Annotated in this window: 15 protein-coding genes; 13 read left to right on the top strand and 2 right to left on the bottom strand. The window is 57.9% G+C overall.

The features are described from left to right. Nucleotides 1-260: 260 nt before the first annotated feature. A complete protein-coding gene (locus tag LGT41_RS15540; protein WP_274127860.1) occupies nt 261-1286 on the bottom strand; it encodes a substrate-binding domain-containing protein in 1026 nt (341 codons plus the stop codon). A gap of 285 nt (nt 1287-1571) precedes the next feature. Here LGT41_RS15540 and LGT41_RS15535 point away from each other — a divergent pair, with 285 nt between their 5' ends. The 6 genes from LGT41_RS15535 (at nt 1572) to LGT41_RS15510 (ending at nt 8676) form a co-directional block, all read left to right on the top strand. Then, nucleotides 1572-2930: an ABC transporter substrate-binding protein gene (locus LGT41_RS15535; RefSeq protein ID WP_274127858.1), complete on the top strand. Its 1359-nt coding sequence runs from the start codon at nt 1572-1574 to the stop codon at nt 2928-2930. A gap of 87 nt (nt 2931-3017) precedes the next feature. Further along, a complete protein-coding gene (locus LGT41_RS15530) occupies nt 3018-4025 on the top strand; it encodes a carbohydrate ABC transporter permease (RefSeq protein WP_274127856.1) in 1008 nt (335 codons plus the stop codon). After that, nucleotides 4025-5284, top strand: coding sequence for a carbohydrate ABC transporter permease (locus LGT41_RS15525; RefSeq protein WP_274127854.1), 1260 nt, complete (start codon nt 4025-4027; stop codon nt 5282-5284). The genes LGT41_RS15530 and LGT41_RS15525 overlap by 1 nt, the downstream gene beginning before the upstream one ends. 15 nt (nt 5285-5299) lie before the next feature. Beyond that, nucleotides 5300-6961, top strand: coding sequence for an alpha-amylase family glycosyl hydrolase (locus LGT41_RS15520; RefSeq protein ID WP_274127852.1), 1662 nt, complete (start codon nt 5300-5302; stop codon nt 6959-6961). Nucleotides 6962-6982: 21 nt separating this feature from the next. Beyond that, the gene (locus tag LGT41_RS15515; RefSeq protein ID WP_274127849.1) at nt 6983-8074 is read left to right on the top strand and encodes an ABC transporter ATP-binding protein; all 1092 of its coding nucleotides are present in this window, start codon (nt 6983-6985) and stop codon (nt 8072-8074) included. A 167-nt stretch (nt 8075-8241) separates the two neighbouring features. Further along, the gene (locus tag LGT41_RS15510; protein ID WP_274127848.1) at nt 8242-8676 is read left to right on the top strand and encodes a hypothetical protein; all 435 of its coding nucleotides are present in this window, start codon (nt 8242-8244) and stop codon (nt 8674-8676) included. 99 nt (nt 8677-8775) lie between these two features. Here LGT41_RS15510 and LGT41_RS15505 read toward each other — a convergent pair whose 3' ends face one another. Continuing rightward, on the bottom strand, nt 8776-9738 hold the full coding sequence (locus LGT41_RS15505; RefSeq protein WP_274127846.1) for a LysR family transcriptional regulator: 963 nt from the start codon (nt 9736-9738) through the stop codon (nt 8776-8778). A gap of 112 nt (nt 9739-9850) precedes the next feature. Between LGT41_RS15505 and LGT41_RS15500 the strand changes: the two genes are divergently transcribed. From LGT41_RS15500 to LGT41_RS15470, 7 genes are all read left to right on the top strand, one after another. Further along, on the top strand, nt 9851-10498 hold the full coding sequence (locus LGT41_RS15500; RefSeq protein WP_274127844.1) for a sulfotransferase family protein: 648 nt from the start codon (nt 9851-9853) through the stop codon (nt 10496-10498). Nucleotides 10499-10592: 94 nt separating this feature from the next. Beyond that, nucleotides 10593-11024, top strand: coding sequence for a YybH family protein (locus tag LGT41_RS15495; protein WP_274127843.1), 432 nt, complete (start codon nt 10593-10595; stop codon nt 11022-11024). A 415-nt stretch (nt 11025-11439) separates the two neighbouring features. Beyond that, a complete protein-coding gene (locus tag LGT41_RS15490; RefSeq protein WP_274127842.1) occupies nt 11440-12291 on the top strand; it encodes a MurR/RpiR family transcriptional regulator in 852 nt (283 codons plus the stop codon). After that, nucleotides 12288-13307, top strand: a complete 1020-nt coding sequence (locus LGT41_RS15485; RefSeq protein WP_274127841.1) for a zinc-dependent alcohol dehydrogenase — start codon at nt 12288-12290, stop codon at nt 13305-13307. Before LGT41_RS15490 ends, LGT41_RS15485 begins: the two co-directional genes overlap by 4 nt. After that, entirely contained in the window at nt 13304-14173 is an 870-nt protein-coding gene (locus tag LGT41_RS15480) for an SMP-30/gluconolactonase/LRE family protein (RefSeq protein ID WP_274127840.1), read from the top strand. Before LGT41_RS15485 ends, LGT41_RS15480 begins: the two co-directional genes overlap by 4 nt. Nucleotides 14174-14321: 148 nt before the next feature. After that, nucleotides 14322-15245, top strand: coding sequence for a substrate-binding domain-containing protein (locus tag LGT41_RS15475; RefSeq protein ID WP_274127839.1), 924 nt, complete (start codon nt 14322-14324; stop codon nt 15243-15245). Between the two features lie 77 nt (nt 15246-15322). Then, the gene (locus LGT41_RS15470; protein ID WP_274127838.1) at nt 15323-16312 is read left to right on the top strand and encodes an ABC transporter permease; all 990 of its coding nucleotides are present in this window, start codon (nt 15323-15325) and stop codon (nt 16310-16312) included. Nucleotide 16313 lies beyond the last annotated feature (1 nt).

Genomic DNA, 16313 nt, shown 5'->3' with positions numbered 1-16313 from the left:
TGCGTTCTGTATGAGGTGAACTTTGGAGGGCTGAGGACTTTTGGGAAAATCTGTGAACCATCAGGAAACGGCTGGCACAGTCCCTTGCGGCCTGATGGGGTTGCGCAGTTGAGCGCAGTCACCAAAGCCCAGTCGCGGGGCGCATTCCCAAGATATCTGAGGAAATTCTATACCGTGCTGGCCGCTTTGTCCGGTTTCTATCGCGCCACAAGAAATTTGGGCGTAAACCTGCCGAATGCAGCCTGGGCGGAATTGCGAAATCAGGCCGGGGCAGGGCCGGTGGATTTGCCCACGGTCAACTCGGCTTCCAGCAAAATCGTTTCTGGCGCGCCATCAGGGTTTGCGATTTGGTCGATCAGCATTTGCGCCAGACGGCGGCCGGCATCGCGCACCGATGAGCGTGTCGCCGTAAAGATCGGGATCGGGCCGCCGTTTTGCAAATAGGACAATACATCGTCATGCGTGATCACCGATACATCGCGCCCCATCACCAGCCCCCGGTCTTCGATGGCGCGGCGCACACCCAGCGCGCAGATCATCGATGAACACAGGATTGCGCTGGGCGGATGCGGCAGGTCGAGCATTTCCAGAACCGAGTGGTAGCCATGCGCCTCGGTCATTTCATTGGCGCGCATTATGGCCGGATCAATCGCGATGCCGCGTTCCTGCAGCGCATCTGTATAGCCTGTGCGGCGGCGATGCGCAAAATCCATATGTTCAAGCCCGTTGATCAAGCCGATGCGCCTGTGGCCAAGGTCGAGCAAAAACCCCGTTGCCCGCTTGAAGGCCGAGCGGTTATTCACATCCAGCCAGGCATAGGGGCCGGAATGCCCGGTGGCACGGCCATGCACGGCAAAAGGCAGGCCGAGCGAGTCGAGCAGGGCTATACGCTCATCGTTCATGCGCGGGCCATGCACGACAACACCATCCACAACACCACGGGCGCGCAGGTTGCGATAGGCCTCGGGCTCATTGCCGTTTTCAACGACCGACAGCAGCATATCATAGCCGTTGCGCGAATAGGTCTCGCTTGCGCCGGCTATGAAATCTCCAAAGACCGGGTTGACCATTTCATGCCGCGTGGCAACCGGAATGACATGGCCAATCGCATGGGCGCGCCCGGTGGCCAGCCCCTTGGCACGGGTGTTCGGGGCATAGTTGTGCTGGCGGGCTGCGGCCAAAATCCGGTTGCGCGTTGTCTCGCTTACCTCCGGATAGCCGTTCAAGGCGCGGCTGACGGTGGTTTGGCTAAGCCCCAGATTCTGCGCGAGTTTCTTTAGGTTCATGGGTGGCTGCGGCCTCAAAGCGCTTTCAAAAATTCAATGAACTTTAGCGCCAGTTTTCTGAAGCGTCAAAGATAATTGCGCCATCGGAAATTGCTGCACCTGCACAAAACAAACGAAAAGATGCGCGTTCATGAAAGTTTCGTTGACAGAAAGCCGCACTTGCGCAAGGTTAAAGCATTGCCAAAGCGCTTTGGGAGATGATTCCCATTTCGCGGCGGTCGAGTCCATCGCGCGAAAACGCGCAGTTCAAGGGCGCGCAGCAATGCGCATTTGGGAGGAAGATTCATGAAGACAACACTATATATTGGCGCGGCCGCACTGGCCCTGACCGCCGGAATGGCCCAGGCACAAGACAGCCTGGTCTTCACGCCGGGTGAAGGAGATTTCAGCTGGGACAGCTATGATGCCTATATGGCCGACGCCCCCGATCTGAGCGGCCAGTCGGTCACCGTTTTCGGCCCCTGGCTCAGCCCCGAAGCCGAAATTTTCACCAGTATGCTGGCCTATTTCGAACAGGCGACCGGCGCCGATGTCACCTATACCGGGTCAGACAGCTTCGAGCAGCAGATCGTGATCGATGCCGAGGCCGGCTCGCCACCCAACATTGCCGTATTCCCGCAGCCCGGCCTTGCCGCAAACCTTGCCGAGCAGGGCTTGCTGACACCGCTTGGTGCTGAAACCGCGGCCTGGGTTGCCGAAAACTATGCCGCTGGCCCTTCCTGGGTTGACCTTGGCACCTATGCCGATGCGTCGGGCAATGACCAGTTCTATGGCTTTTTCTTCAATGTGAACGTCAAATCGCTGGTCTGGTATGTGCCGGAGAATTTTGAAGATGCCGGCTATGACGTGCCGCAGACAATGGAAGAACTGATCGCCCTGTCCGAGCAGATCATCGCAGATGGCGACACGCCGTGGTGCATTGGTCTGGGGTCGGGTGCCGCAACCGGCTGGGTTGCAACCGACTGGGTTGAAGACATCATGCTGCGCACCCAGACCCCCGAGGTTTATGACATGTGGGTTTCCAATGAAATTCCGTTCAATGACCCGCGCGTTGTGGAAGCCATCGAAACCTTCGGGATGTTCGCCAAGAATGATGCAATGGTTGCAGGCGGTTCCGGCGCGGTTGGCACAACCGACTTCCGCGACAGCCCGGCTGGTCTGTTTGCCTCGCCGCCGCAGTGCTATATGCACCGTCAGGCGTCTTTCGCCCCGGCCTTCTTTCCCGAAGGCACTGAACTTGGCACCGATGCAGATTTCTTCTACTTCCCGTCCTTTGCCGGTAAAGACCTTGGCAACCCGGTTCTGGGGGGTGGCACCTTGCTGGCTGTAACCGATGCCAATGAGGCCACGCTTGAATTCATGCGCTTCTTGCAGACTCCGATCGCGCATGAAATCATGATGGCGCAGACGGGCTTTCTGACACCGCATCAGGGCGTGAACCTTGCCACCTATATGGATGATACGCTGCGCGGTCAGGGCGAGATTTTGCAAAACGCAACCACGTTCCGTTTTGATGCGTCCGACCTGATGCCAGCCGCCATTGGCGCGGGCACCTTCTGGACAGGCATGGTCGATTTTGTCGGCGGTGCATCGGCCCAGGCTGTGGCCGACCAGATCCAGGCAAGCTGGGATGCGCTGAACTAAGCGCCATACCGAATGTGGCGGCGCCCTTGCCTTGGGGCCGCCACAGCTGACTTTTAGTCATTTTCAATAACCTGGGGGGGGCAGATCATGCATCCGGCACTGTTAGGTCTGATAACGATCGCGGTCGCTGTAACGGGCTGTGTCGGCTATTTTTACGGCGCGAACCTGTTTTTGGACAAGGTTCTATACCCCGCCCGCGGCCCGAATGCCGGCCGCAACATCAACCGCGCCAATATGATCCGCCCGTGGATATTTCTTGGCCCGGCGATTCTGGCGCTTGGCCTGTATCTGGCCTATCCGGTGGTGGCCACGCTCATCCTCAGCTTTCAGGAACGGCTTGCCGGCAACGAGCGCGCTTTTGTGGGGTTCAGCAACTATACCAAAATGTTTGCCGAGCCAAAATTCGGCGAGGCCATGTTCAACAACATCCTGTGGCTGATTGTCGTGCCCGCTGCGGCCACCGGCTTTGGCCTTCTGGCCGCACAGCTGACCGACCGTTTGCGCTGGGGCAATATCGCCAAATCCATCGTCTTCATGCCGATGGCGATTTCCTTCGTCGGTGCCGCGGTGATTTTCAAACTGATCTACGAGGCCCGCCCCGAAGACGTGGCGCAGATCGGCATTCTCAACCATCTTTACCTGCAATTCGGCGGGGCAGAGCCGCAGCAATGGCTGACCATCCCGTTCTGGAACTCGTTTTTCCTGATGGCCGTGCTGATCTGGATTCAGACCGGCTTTGCAATGGTCATCCTATCGGCCGCCTTGCGCGGCATTCCCGAAGAAACCATCGAGGCGGCGATTGTCGACGGGGCCAACCCGTTCCAGATATTCTTCAAAATCAAAATTCCGCAAATCATGGGCACAATCGTGGTTGTCTGGACGACGATCACCATTGCCACGCTCAAGGTGTTCGACATCGTGTTCGCCATGACCAACGGGCAATGGGAAACGCAGGTTCTGGCCAATTACATGTATGACAAACTGTTCCGCGCGAATGATTGGGGCATGGGTTCGGCGGCGGCGATGATCATCATGCTGCTGGTCACGCCGATTCTGGTTTGGAATGTCTATACAGTCCGCAAGGAGATGCGCTGATGGAGAGCATTGCCGGCACCAAGCCCGCCGTCGTCTGGGCGCTCAATATCTCGGTTCTGTTGCTGACGCTGCTGTGGCTGTTCCCCACGCTGGGGCTGTTCGTGTCGTCTTTTCGCACAAGCGAGCAGATCACCGCATCGGGCTGGTGGTCGGCAATGTTTCCTGCCGAGCAAACCGTGCAACTGCGCGTGGCCGACCCCGATACCAACCGAACCGAGGTTGAGCCGGGTGTCTTTGTGGTAACCGGCAGCATTTTCGGCGACGATCTGGCCGAGGTGGAAATAGACAGCTGGGGCACATCTTCGCGCGATTTAAGCGCCTATGGTCCGGGCGACGTGGCCGATATGGGCGATGGCGAAACATTAACGCTGAATGCCGATGGCACCTATATCTGGCGGGGCGATGATGGCCAGATTTCGGGCCGCGCGCAGCGATTGTTCGTGAACGCAACCATTCCGCCCGAATTTACCCTGGACAATTACGAGCAGGTTTTGTTCGACGAAAAGAACGCCGAAGGCATGGCGAAAGCGTTTTTCAACACGCTGACGGTTGTGATCCCTTCAACCATCATTCCGATATTGATTGCCGCCTTTGCCGCCTATGCGCTGGCATGGATGGAGTTTCCCGGCCGTGCGCTGCTTGTGGCTGCTGTCGTTGGCCTGCTGGTGGTGCCGCTGCAACTGGCGCTGATCCCGCTGCTGTCGCTGCATGTTGGCGCGATGGAGCTTCTCACCTCGGTCATGGGCACGGTTGATGCTGACAGCAAGCTCACCTCGGTCAACTGGCTTGGCGATTTGTTCGGGCTGAGCGAGGGTGAAAAGCTGGCCGGTAAGGGCTATATCGGCGCATGGCTTGCCCATACCGGCTTTGGCCTGCCGCTGGCGATTTACCTGCTGCGCAACTACATGGTTGGCCTGCCGCGCGACATCATCGAGAATGCGCGCGTTGATGGCGCAACCGAGTTTCAGATTTTCACCAAGATCATCCTGCCGCTGTCTTTCCCGGCACTCGCCTCGTTCGCGATTTTCCAGTTCCTGTGGACATGGAATGACCTGCTGGTCGCGCTGGTGTTCCTGATCGACAGTTCGGGCAACACCACGGTGATGACCAAGCAAATCGTCGAGTTGCTGGGCACGCGCGGCGGCGATTGGGAGATTCTTGCCACCTCGGCCTTTGTGTCAATCGCCGTGCCGCTTTTGGTGTTTTTCACCATGCAGAAATACCTCGTGCGCGGCCTGTTGGCCGGCTCGGTCAAATAAGAAAGAACACGCTACATGTCGAAAATGGAACACCTGTCGGGCGATGCCTTCCTTGAAAAAGACAAGGATTGGTGGCGCGGTGCGGTTCTCTACCAGATCTATCCGCGCAGTTTTCAAGACAGCAATGCCGATGGCATTGGCGACCTTGCGGGCATTGTGCAGCGCATTCCCTATATCGCCTCGCTCGGGGTGGATGCGATCTGGATTTCGCCTTTCTTCACATCGCCGATGAAGGATTTCGGCTATGATGTGTCGGATTATTGCGATGTCGACCCGATGTTCGGCACCTTGGCGGATTTCGACGCGGTTATAACCACGGCGCATAAGCATGGGCTGAAGATCATGATCGATCTGGTCTTGTCGCATACATCCGACCAGCACGACTGGTTCAAGAATAGCCGCAAAAGCCGTGAGGCCGACAAGGCCAACTGGTATGTCTGGGCCGACCCGAAGGATGACGGGACGCCGCCGAACAACTGGCTTTCAATTTTTGGTGGCTCTGCCTGGCAGTGGAACGGCGAGCGCGAGCAGTATTACCTGCACAACTTCCTTGCCGCACAGCCCGATCTGAATTTTCACGAGCCACAGGTGCAAGAGGCGCTGCTTGATGTTGCGCGCTTCTGGCTCAAACGCGGGGTCGATGGCTTCCGGCTCGATACGATCAACTTTTACGTGCATGACAAGCAGTTGCGCAACAACCCGCCTTTGCCGCGTGAATTGCGCAACGGCACGATTGCGCCTTCGGTGAACCCCTATAACCACCAGTTGCATTTGTATGACAAGAACCAGCCGGAAAACCTCGACTTTTTGCGCAAGCTGCGCGCGGTGATGGAGCCATTTGGCGCCGCCGCCGTGGGTGAGGTGGGCGATGCGCAGCGCGGCCTGCAAATCCTCGGTGAATACACCGCCGGCGATGACCTGATGCAGATGTGTTATGCGTTCGAGTTTCTGTCGAACACCCGCCCCACGGCCGCCGAGATGGCCGATGTGATGGCCCGGATTGACGAACACGCCCCCGATGGCTGGGCCTGCTGGGCTTTTTCCAATCACGATGTGATGCGCCACGCCACCCGCTGGGACATGCCCGCCGAAGGCCTGCGCATGATGACCACCTTGCTGATGTGCCTGCGCGGTTCGGCCTGCATCTACCAGGGCGAAGAGCTTGGCTTGCGCGAGGCCGATGTCGCCTTTGAAGACCTGCAAGACCCTTATGGAATAGAATTCTGGCCCGAATTCAAGGGCCGCGATGGCTGCCGCACCCCGATGGTTTGGGAAATATCCAACACCCATGCCGGGTTCAGCAACGCCAGCAAAACCTGGCTGCCAACCAGTGCCGAGCATATACATCTGAATGTCGCCCGACAGGAAGAAGACCCGAGCGCGCTGCTGCATCATTACCGCCGCGCGATTGCGCTGCGCCACGCGCACCCGGCGCTTGCCAAGGGCGCGCATGACGGTGTGAAAGCGGCGGGTGACATCATCTATTTTACGCGCAGCGATGCGGCCGAGACGATTTTCTGCGCCTTCAACATGGGCGCCGATGCCGCCGATTTGCCCATGCCACCGGGCGCATGGCAGTCAATCGGCAATGCTTTGGGCGGCGCTGACGCCCCGGCAGGCGATACGCTTTCTTTGGGCCCGTGGCAGGCGTTTATCGCCCAGGCCACGCGCGCTTAGTTCAACGAGAGGGACACGGAAATGGCTGATCTCAAACTGACGAATATCGCCAAAACCTATGGCGGCTCGGTCGATGTGCTGAGGGACATCAACCTTGATATCAAGACCGGCGAGCTGGTCGTGTTTGTCGGCCCTTCGGGTTGTGGCAAATCTACGCTTTTGCGCATGATCGCCGGGCTTGAGAAAATCACCGGCGGTGAGTTGCAGATCGGCGGGCAGGTGGTGAATGACGTGCCCCCCGCGCAGCGCGGCATAGCAATGGTGTTCCAGTCTTATGCGCTTTATCCGCATATGACCGTGCGCGACAATATGGCCTTTGCGATGAAGCTGGCCAAAAAGCCCAAGGCGGAAATTGATGCCGCCATCGCCAATGCCGCCAAGATTTTGCAGCTTGAGGACTATTTGGACCGTTTGCCAAAAGCCCTGTCGGGCGGCCAGCGACAGCGCGTGGCCATTGGCCGCTCGATTGTGCGCGACCCGAAGGTGTATTTGTTCGATGAGCCGCTGTCGAACCTCGATGCCGCTTTACGCGTGGCCACACGCATCGAGATTGCGCAGCTCAAGGAATCCATGCCCGAATCCACCATGATTTATGTCACCCACGACCAGGTCGAAGCGATGACGCTCGCAACCCGCATTGTTGTGCTGGCCAACAAGGGCATTGCACAGGTCGGCACACCGCTGGAGCTTTACGAGCGCCCGGAAAACGAATTTGTGGCACAGTTCATCGGCTCGCCGGCAATGAACCTGCTGGCGGGCGAAATTACCGGCACGGGGGCGCATACCACCGTGGCGCTTGAAGCGGGCGGCAAGGTGGTTTCAGCCGCGCCCTCGCAGGCCTCCGATATGGGGCTGAAGGTCAATGTCGGCATCCGCCCCGAAGATATGGTCAGCACCGATGGCACGGATTATGCCTTTGAAGGCAAGGTGAATTTCACCGAGGCGCTGGGCGAGGTCACGCTGCTTTATTTTGACAAGGTCGGCAATAACGACGCGGTCATCGGCAAGCTGCCGGGCATTCATGCCGATCTGCGCGGCACGGCCGTGCGCATGGCCGCTGCGCCTGAAAAGGTGCAGGTTTTCCATAACGGACAGTCGCTTTACTATCGCTAGACCCGGCGGCCCCGGGCGGGCGCGCATCCTGGCCGTGCGTCACAGGATTCAGCCACAGCTTCCCTGTCAAACATTCTGTGATTGGACGAAGCCGTGCCTGACCAATAGGCTTGGCATTTGGCAGGCAAAAGGCGCAGCCTGGCCCTAAAACCGGGTAAAAAGGGCTTATGGACATTACCGCACAAGCACTTTTGCTTGCCTTTGGCCTTGGCTTGCTGGGTTTTGTCGAGCCCTGCACGATTGGCGCCCATATGCTTTTCCTTGGTGGCCAAAAAAAACGACGGCTGGGCAAGCGCCTTTCCGCGGCACTGACATTCCTGCTGGCCCGGCTTGTCGTGATGGGCGGGTTTGGCGGCTTGATCGTCATGTTGGGCCAAAGGCTTATCGGGGTGCAAACGGGCGCATGGCTTGTGTTCGGCGCGCTCTACCTTGCCCTCGGTCTTTTGATTTTTGCCGGTGGGGACAGGGCCATCCGGCGGCGCATCATGCTTTCACCCGAGGGTTGGAAACTGGCCTCAAACCCGGTTCTTCAGGGTTTGGCCTATTCGTCGACCCTGTCGACTGGAGCCGGATCTGACGCGGTGCCGCTATCCGGGGCATGAAACAGGGCCGCGTGTTTGGCAGGCCCAACCGCCTTGCGGGCAAGGTGAACACATACTGCTCATGGGCCAACAATGGGTGCGTTTGGCATTGGTGCGCCTTTATATTTGGCCAAAAGCCGTGCCGACCACCCCCGAAAGCTTTGCTTCGGCCTCAAATTGCAGCGCGCGGTAGGTTTCGATCACGATAGAACGGATCCAGATGCTGCCTGCATCCTGTGCCAGTCTGGAACTCCAGAAAAAGCGGACCTTGACCTGATCCAGCGCAACGGGTGGCTTTAGCGCGCACAGCCCGTGGGCCTCCATATCCCAGGCCAGAAGCAGCGCCGGAAATGTTGCAATAAAGTCTGATTGCGCAAGGATAGAGGCGACGGCAGATGAATCTGCGACCATTGTGGTTATTCGCCGCCGATCTGTGCTGCCGCCAAAGGTTTGCGAGAACGGGTTTCTGAGCGCGCGTGTGACATTCACCATAAGATGCGGGTAGCGGTGCCAGGCCTCCAGCCCCCAGTTGCGCAAGCCCGGATGCCCCTTGCGCACAAAGGAGACCCAGGAGAACGGCTCCATCACCTGTTCTTGCAGACCGTCTGGCAACCGGGGCTCGCCCCCCAGATGTGCGATGTCGATCAGCCCTTCGCTAAGCGCCGAATAGGCTTCGTGATGTGCGGGCAACCATTCAATTCTTGCATTGGGCGCTTCACGGGCAACGCGCGAGGATACCTGCGCGATCAGCCGGGTCAGCGTTGGGGCCGCAATACGAAAGACCCGGTCGCTGGTTGCGGGGTCGAACAGTTTGGGCGGTGCAAGCACACGGCGAACGCCGCGTAACAACGGCTCGATATCTTCGGCAAGCTGCGCGGCAAACGGGCTTGGCTGCATCTGTCCGCCAACCCTGACCAAGATAGGGTCGCCAAGCTGCTCGCGCAATCGGCCCAAGGCGTGGCTGACGGCAGATTGGGTTTTGCCAAGCTTGTCAGCCGCCGCCGTGACGTTGCGAAGCTCCATAAGCACTTCGAATACCACCAGCAGGTTAAGGTCGATCCTGGCTAAATTAATTTCGTTCATGACGTATGAAATCGTTTCGTTGGTGTTTTTAAGGGATTGCCGGCATGAAAATGGATACTAGCAACAATCACAGCAAACATCATCCACAACTTTCATAAGGTGAGATACTCAAATGGCACTCAAAATTATTGGTGCAGGTTTTGGCCGGACGGGGACATATTCGCTGAAACTGGCACTTGAAACGCTTGGCTTCGGCCCCAGCCACCACATGTCGGAAGTTATTGACGATCCAAGGCAGATTGGCCTTTGGGGCGGCGTGGCAACCGGCAAGCCCGATTATGATGCGGTTTTCGCCGGTTTCGGATCGGCGGTCGATTTTCCGGTTGCGGCCTATTGGCAAGAGGTGCTGGCCGCCACCCCCGATGCCCGGATCATCCTGTCGCATCGCGACGCCGATGATTGGTATGCCAGTTTTTCCCAAACCATTCTGCCGCTGATTCTGGATAAAAGCGCCTGGCCCGGCCACCTTGTGCAATGGTTCGAGCTGATCGAAAAGGTCATCATTGGCAAGGCTCTGGGCGGGCGAACAGATCGTGACGGCATTCTTGCCGCCTATCGCGCGAACGAAAAAGCCGCGATGGCGCATGTCAAGGCGGGCCGCGGTCTGGTGTGCCGCGCAACCGATGGCTGGGCGCCGCTTTGCGATTTTCTGGGGGTCGAGATTCCCGACTTGCCATATCCAAGAACCAACCCGCGGGCCGATTTTTTCGCTTCGGTCAAATCGGGTGGCGACGCGGCCAGGGCTGCCGCCGCGCGTTGAACCCGGCCGCCATCTGCCTGCCCCGCCCTGCAGGCCATTTCCCCCGGGAAAGGGAGGACGGTTTGAGCCTTTTCCCGTAAGATGGAGCAATCACATGACAAGCAAAGACGAAATCCGCCAGGCTTCCAGCCGGTTCTATGATGCGCTGAACAGCATGGCGCATGGCGATGCCAACCCGATGCGCGCGATCTGGGCCCATAGCCCCGATGCCACGGCGCAACACCCGATTGGCGGGCGCGATATGGGCAGCGAAACCGTGCTGGGCTCGTTCGCCAAGGTCGCCGCAATCGCCGAAGGTGGGGAAATTGCCCTTACCGACCAGCATATAGACATGGCCGGCGATATGGCGGTGGAGACCGGGATTGAGGCCGGCAGCATAACGCTTGCCGGGCATACAGCCGCCATCAACCAGCGCGTGACCAATGTCTATCGCCGCGCGGATGGCGGCTGGAAAATTCAGCATCATCACACAGATGTTGCCCCGGCCATGCTGGATATCCTTGCAAAACTGGCCCCGCCCGCCTGACCTGATGGGCACAAGGTGCCTGCAAGCTGGGCGAGCGGGTCTGTGCGCAACAAAGCCAGAAAAATGTGCCCCTGAATCGATGCGATATCTGCGGTTCATCCATGCAAAACGCATTCCGCGCGCCAAGCCCCGGCGCGCGAAGATTTTTGCGCATGAGGCCGCCGATGCGGGTTTTCGCAAGCGGTGCCGACCTGACCATGTTTCGGTTTTGAATTGAGACACGTCAAAACAGCCATGCGGGACAAGACGATGATGCGTTGCGCGCGCATATTCCTGTAAAAATGGAACAAAGTTTTCAAAAAAGCCACAATTGTGTGTTGACATTTGGAATTATACGGGAGACCTTCGCGATGTCGGGTGAACTTCCGCGCTACGGTCTGGCGGCGTTGCACCTTTCTGAATGAATGATGGATTTATGCAAAACACCCCCGTTCCCGACACGCTGGATGACTTCGTCAATAGTCTGCGAATGTCGCGGGCCGCGATGCCGAAGCGTTTGCGCGCCATCGCCGATGCCATGATAGAGCGCCCTCATGAATTGGCAATTCTGTCCATCACTGAAATGGCCGAAACCCTGAACGCGTCGCCATCTGCCTTGGTGCGGTTTGCCAAAAGCCTTGGTTTCGACGGCTTTGCGCCAATGCAAAAAATGCTTCGCCGCACATTGCTGGATGATAGTGAAAGTTACCGCGATCGCGCCCTCAGGATGGGTTCGGCACTGCATGGCGAAGAAGGTGACATCAGCCATGTTCTGAACGCGTTTGTCCTGGCAAATACCAAGGCAATCGAAGCTCTGACAACCTCTCTGGACCTTGCCTCGGTCGCGCAGGCGGTCGCCGTTATGCGTAAGGCGCGGCTTGTTGGCGTTGTCGGGCAGAAACGGTCTTTTCCGCTGGCTGCGTATCTTTATTACGGCCTGATCCGGCTGGGCGAAGATGCATTGCTTCTGGATGGCGCGGGCGGGATGCTTGAAACCCACGCAACGCCGCTTGGCCCCAAAGATGCGCTGGTGGTGATTTCTTTCGCGCCATATGCCGAACATTCCATCAAGGTCGCCAAGGAAGCTGCAAAGCGGTCAAGCAAGGTGATCATGATCACGGATCGTGAAGACAACCCGCTGGGCGATTTGGCGGATATCACGATCCTTGTGCGTGAAAGCAATCTCAACAACTTCCGGTCGATCACAGTGACCGCTACCGTCATTCAAACAATATTTGTGGCGTTGGGCATGACCGCGCCCACATCAAAAAATCAGGATCGCGAATGAATACCAACACCATGCAGGGCGTTACCAAACGCAGCGCCGATACGAATGACGTGGGATTGGTGGAGCATCCTTTGCCTTCGGCGCGTCCGGGTCATGTTGTATTGGAGGTCGCCGCTGCGGGGATTTGCGGCACCGATCTGCACATCTACCGCAACGAATATGCTTCAAACCCGCCCGTCATTCTTGGCCACGAAGTCTGCGGCCGCGTCAGCGAACTGGGCGCAGGTGTGGATGCGGCCCTGTCCGGGCGGCGTGTGGTGTGTGAAACATTCTTTTCGACCTGTGGGCAGTGTCGCTATTGCCGCGAAGGGCGCCCGAATATGTGTGGCAGCCGCAAATCCATCGGCTCGCATGTGAATGGTGCAATGGCGCGGTTTGTCGAGATTCCGGCGCGCAACCTGCATGTGGTTTCCGACCATCTGAGCGATGCGGAAGCGAGTCTTGCGGAGCCGGTCGCATGTGTTGCGAATTCGCTGTTTGGCGAGGTCAGCTATGTTGAACCGGGCGACCGTGTGCTGGTGACAGGCCCGGGGACGATCGGTTTGCTTGCAGCACAGGTGGCGCGGATTGCGGGCGGAAATGTGACCGTGCGCGGGACGCAGGATGATGCCGTCAGGCTGGCAATGGCCAAAACATTGGGGTTCGAGATCAGCACCGTTGGAGATGACTTGGGCGAGGCGTGTTTTGACAAATGCATCGAATGCTCGGGTTCGGGGCACGCATTTGCCGATGCATTGAATTTCCTGGTGAAGGGCGGGCATCTTATGAATATGGGGCTGAGCGGGCGCAACTCGAATTTGTCGCTCGATCCGATCTGCATGAAAGAGTTGTCAATCACATCCGGTTTCGCTTCGACCCCGCGCTCGTGGCGTCGGGCAATGGGGTGGTTGCAATCGGGATCGATGATGCTCGCGCCCCTGATCACCGATGTTTTGCCGCTATCCGCGTGGAATCAGGGCTTTGATCGTTCATTCGCCGCGGATGGAATCAAGTTTGTGCTGGATCCCCGGCTATGAGGCCACGCGTTCTTTTCGAGGCCGGATTTGAAACAGGCGAAGGGCCGGTTTGGGATGCGCGACTGGCGTGCCTGCACTGTGTTGACAGCACCAATCCGGCCCTTTGGACCTTCAATGCCGATGGCACGGTCCTCGATCGGATTGCCTTGCCACAATGTATTGGGTTTGCGGTGCTGACGAATGACCCGAACCGTTTGGTTGTCGGCCTCGAAGACGGGCTTTACATATTGGATCGTAAGGGGCGCAGCCTGGAAAAGCGGCTCGATCCAGAGCCCGGTGTGACGAGCAACCGTATTAATGATGGCGTGGTCGATCATGACGGAAGCCTTGTTTTCGGAACGCTGCACAGGTCTTATACCGAACCGGATGGTGCAATGTATCATCTGTCTGTTTCGGGTGATCTGACGCAGTTTGACAGCGGTTACATCGTGTCGAATGGCCCTTTTCCGCACCCTGACGGCCAGCGGTTTCTGGTCGCAAATTCAGAAATCCACGAAGTGTATGTTTTTGACCGTCAGCCCGATGGCAAATTCGGGAACAAGCGTCTGTTTTGCGACTGGCAGGTCGGTTGGGGGATTCCGGATGGAATTGTATGCGATACCGAGGGCGGCGTGTGGATCGGCTCTTGGGGCGGCGCGGCGCTGTTTCGGTTTCATGAAAACGGACGCCTGGACCAACGGATTGCGTTTCCGGTTTCGCAGGTCACAAAGGCTGCCTTTGGCGGGCCGGGTCTGAGCGAATTGTATGTAACCACCGCCAGTCGTGACCGTGACAGAAAGGTTGAAACGCTGGCGGGCGCACTGTTTGGCATCTCGACCGGTTTTACGGGAATTCCGGCAGGGCATGTTCAGGCATTCCAGCCCTGATATGAAAAATATATGCCAATATTGCATCTTTTGGCGAATAAAAATGGAAATATTGTTGTAAAGCAGTGCGACTCGGTTAATAGTCGGCCATGCATTGGCCGGGTTTTGAGCCGGGGCAATCTGCAAAACTAACCGGGAGGAATTCGAAATGAAAACAGGACTTAAGTCAGCCGTCGTCGGGCTTGCGCTCATGGCAGGGCCCGTTGGGGCGCAGACGTTTTACTGGGTCTCGCACGGGTCGCCCGCCGACCCGGTTTGGACTTACTATCTCGAGGGCGCCAAACTCTGGGCCGAAGATACCGGCGTGGATCTGAACACATCTTTCCACTCTGGCGATGTCGCATCACATCAGGAAGCCATTCGCGCAGCCATAGCATCTGGTGCTGCGGGGATTGTCACCAGCAGCCCTGATCCGGGCAGCCTTGTTGGTGTCGCCGCAGAGGCCAATGCAGCGGGCATCCCGATCATAAACTTCAACACACCCGACCCGACGGCGAGTTTTGATGCTTATGTCGGGGGCGATCTGGAATTCTATGGCCGCAGTTGGGCGCAGTATCTGGTCGACAACGGGCTGGTCGAGGCGGGCGACTTTGTCTGGATGCCGGTAGAGGTGCCCGGCGCCACCTATGGCGTTGAGGAGGAGCGGGGCATTGCCTCGGTTTTTGAACCTTTGGGCATAACATGGGAAGTGACCGACGCCACGCTGGATCAGGCTGAAATCATCTCGCGTATGTCGGATTATCTTCTGGCCAACCGAAGCGACATTGACGCGATTATCGGGCTTGGAGACCTTGTGACAGGGTCGATCAAGCGGGTCTTCGACCAGGTCGGGGTCGCGCCCGGTGAAATTCCGGTCGTCGGCTGGGGCAACTCGCTTGATACTACAGGCGAGGTGCTTGAAGGTTATGTGAATGCCGCACAATGGGCTGATCCGCTGGCAACCAGCTATATGGCACTGTCGATCGCAGCAATGGCGGCAAGTGGCATTCCGCCGGGTTTCAACGTCACAACGGGCGCTCTCTACGAAAAAGATACCGCTCAAGTCTATGACGACATCCTGTCGGGCAACTAGGCCGGCTGCGCCAAACTGACAGACAGGCCGCCCCAACCTCTCACTCTGGGGCGGCCATTCATCTACGGAAAAGCAAAATGAATATGCGCAGAGCCCTGAATAATTCGATCGCACGGCCGGAATTTGGCCCCTTTATCCTGCTGGTCATCGTGATCGTCGTTTTCGGCGCACTCAATCCGGCATTTCTATCCCCGCTCAACATTTCCAACACATTGACCTTTACCGTCGAGCTGGGGTTGATCGCCCTTGCGATGACGCTGTTGATGACCTCGGGTGAGTTTGACCTGTCGGTCGGCTCTGTGTTCGGCTTCACCCCGGTTCTGATGTGGACACTTGTGAATGCGGGGGGATTGCCGCTTGAATTGGGCTTTGCCCTGGCTATGCTTGCGGCAATGGGCATTGGACTGTTCAATGGCTGGTTCGTAACGCGCCTGAAGATCCCCTCCTTTCTGGTGACCCTGGGAATGCTTCTGGTGGTGCGTGGCGTCGCGCTGGTCATCACAGACGGGTTTCCGCAACGCACCTGGGATTCACAAGATCACTGGCTGTCAAACCTTCTTGTCGGCGACTTCCGCTTTGGCGGGTTTCGCTTTTATGCCTCGCTGTTCTGGTTTGCAGGCATCGCATATATCATGCATTTCGTGCTGACCAAGACAAAGGCAGGCAACTGGATACAGGCTTCCGGCGGCAATCCGGAAGCGGCACGGGCGCGGGGTGTTCTGGTGAACCGCACCAAGGTCTGGCTATTCATTGTGTCATCTTCAATGGCGGCACTGGCGGGGGTAATCAGTTCGATCCGCACTTCGGCGGCCAACCCAAACAGTGGCACTGGATACGAGCTTGAGGTGATTGCGATGGTCGTCATCGGCGGCACCGTATTGACGGGTGGGCGCGGTTCGATCATCGGCACGGTTCTGGGTGTTCTGATCTTGCGGGTGATGCGCAACGGGATCGTTCTGGTCGGCGTGCCGGGCCTGGCTTACAATATTTTTATCGGTGCTATCATTTTAGGCATGATGGCTTTGCACGCCTCGCTTGACCGGCGGCACGTCGAAAGGGGGCGCTGAG

Source organism: Abyssibius alkaniclasticus, from assembly GCF_020447305.1.
Lineage (GTDB): Bacteria > Pseudomonadota > Alphaproteobacteria > Rhodobacterales > Rhodobacteraceae > Abyssibius > Abyssibius alkaniclasticus.
The sequence above is the reverse complement of the archived record's forward strand: the minus strand, read 5'-3'. Positions and strand labels throughout refer to the sequence as shown.

Coding starts and splice junctions, on each gene's coding strand:
- LGT41_RS15515 (WP_274127849.1), top strand. CDS start 6,983: ATGGCTGATCTCAAACTGACGAATATCGCCAAAACCTATGGCGGCTCG.
- LGT41_RS15480 (WP_274127840.1), top strand. CDS start 13,304: ATGAGGCCACGCGTTCTTTTCGAGGCCGGATTTGAAACAGGCGAAGGG.
- LGT41_RS15475 (WP_274127839.1), top strand. CDS start 14,322: ATGAAAACAGGACTTAAGTCAGCCGTCGTCGGGCTTGCGCTCATGGCA.
- LGT41_RS15530 (WP_274127856.1), top strand. CDS start 3,018: ATGCATCCGGCACTGTTAGGTCTGATAACGATCGCGGTCGCTGTAACG.
- LGT41_RS15500 (WP_274127844.1), top strand. CDS start 9,851: ATGGCACTCAAAATTATTGGTGCAGGTTTTGGCCGGACGGGGACATAT.
- LGT41_RS15520 (WP_274127852.1), top strand. CDS start 5,300: ATGTCGAAAATGGAACACCTGTCGGGCGATGCCTTCCTTGAAAAAGAC.
- LGT41_RS15470 (WP_274127838.1), top strand. CDS start 15,323: ATGAATATGCGCAGAGCCCTGAATAATTCGATCGCACGGCCGGAATTT.
- LGT41_RS15510 (WP_274127848.1), top strand. CDS start 8,242: ATGGACATTACCGCACAAGCACTTTTGCTTGCCTTTGGCCTTGGCTTG.
- LGT41_RS15525 (WP_274127854.1), top strand. CDS start 4,025: ATGGAGAGCATTGCCGGCACCAAGCCCGCCGTCGTCTGGGCGCTCAAT.
- LGT41_RS15485 (WP_274127841.1), top strand. CDS start 12,288: ATGAATACCAACACCATGCAGGGCGTTACCAAACGCAGCGCCGATACG.
- LGT41_RS15490 (WP_274127842.1), top strand. CDS start 11,440: ATGCAAAACACCCCCGTTCCCGACACGCTGGATGACTTCGTCAATAGT.
- LGT41_RS15505 (WP_274127846.1), bottom strand. CDS start 9,738: ATGAACGAAATTAATTTAGCCAGGATCGACCTTAACCTGCTGGTGGTA.
- LGT41_RS15535 (WP_274127858.1), top strand. CDS start 1,572: ATGAAGACAACACTATATATTGGCGCGGCCGCACTGGCCCTGACCGCC.
- LGT41_RS15540 (WP_274127860.1), bottom strand. CDS start 1,286: ATGAACCTAAAGAAACTCGCGCAGAATCTGGGGCTTAGCCAAACCACC.
- LGT41_RS15495 (WP_274127843.1), top strand. CDS start 10,593: ATGACAAGCAAAGACGAAATCCGCCAGGCTTCCAGCCGGTTCTATGAT.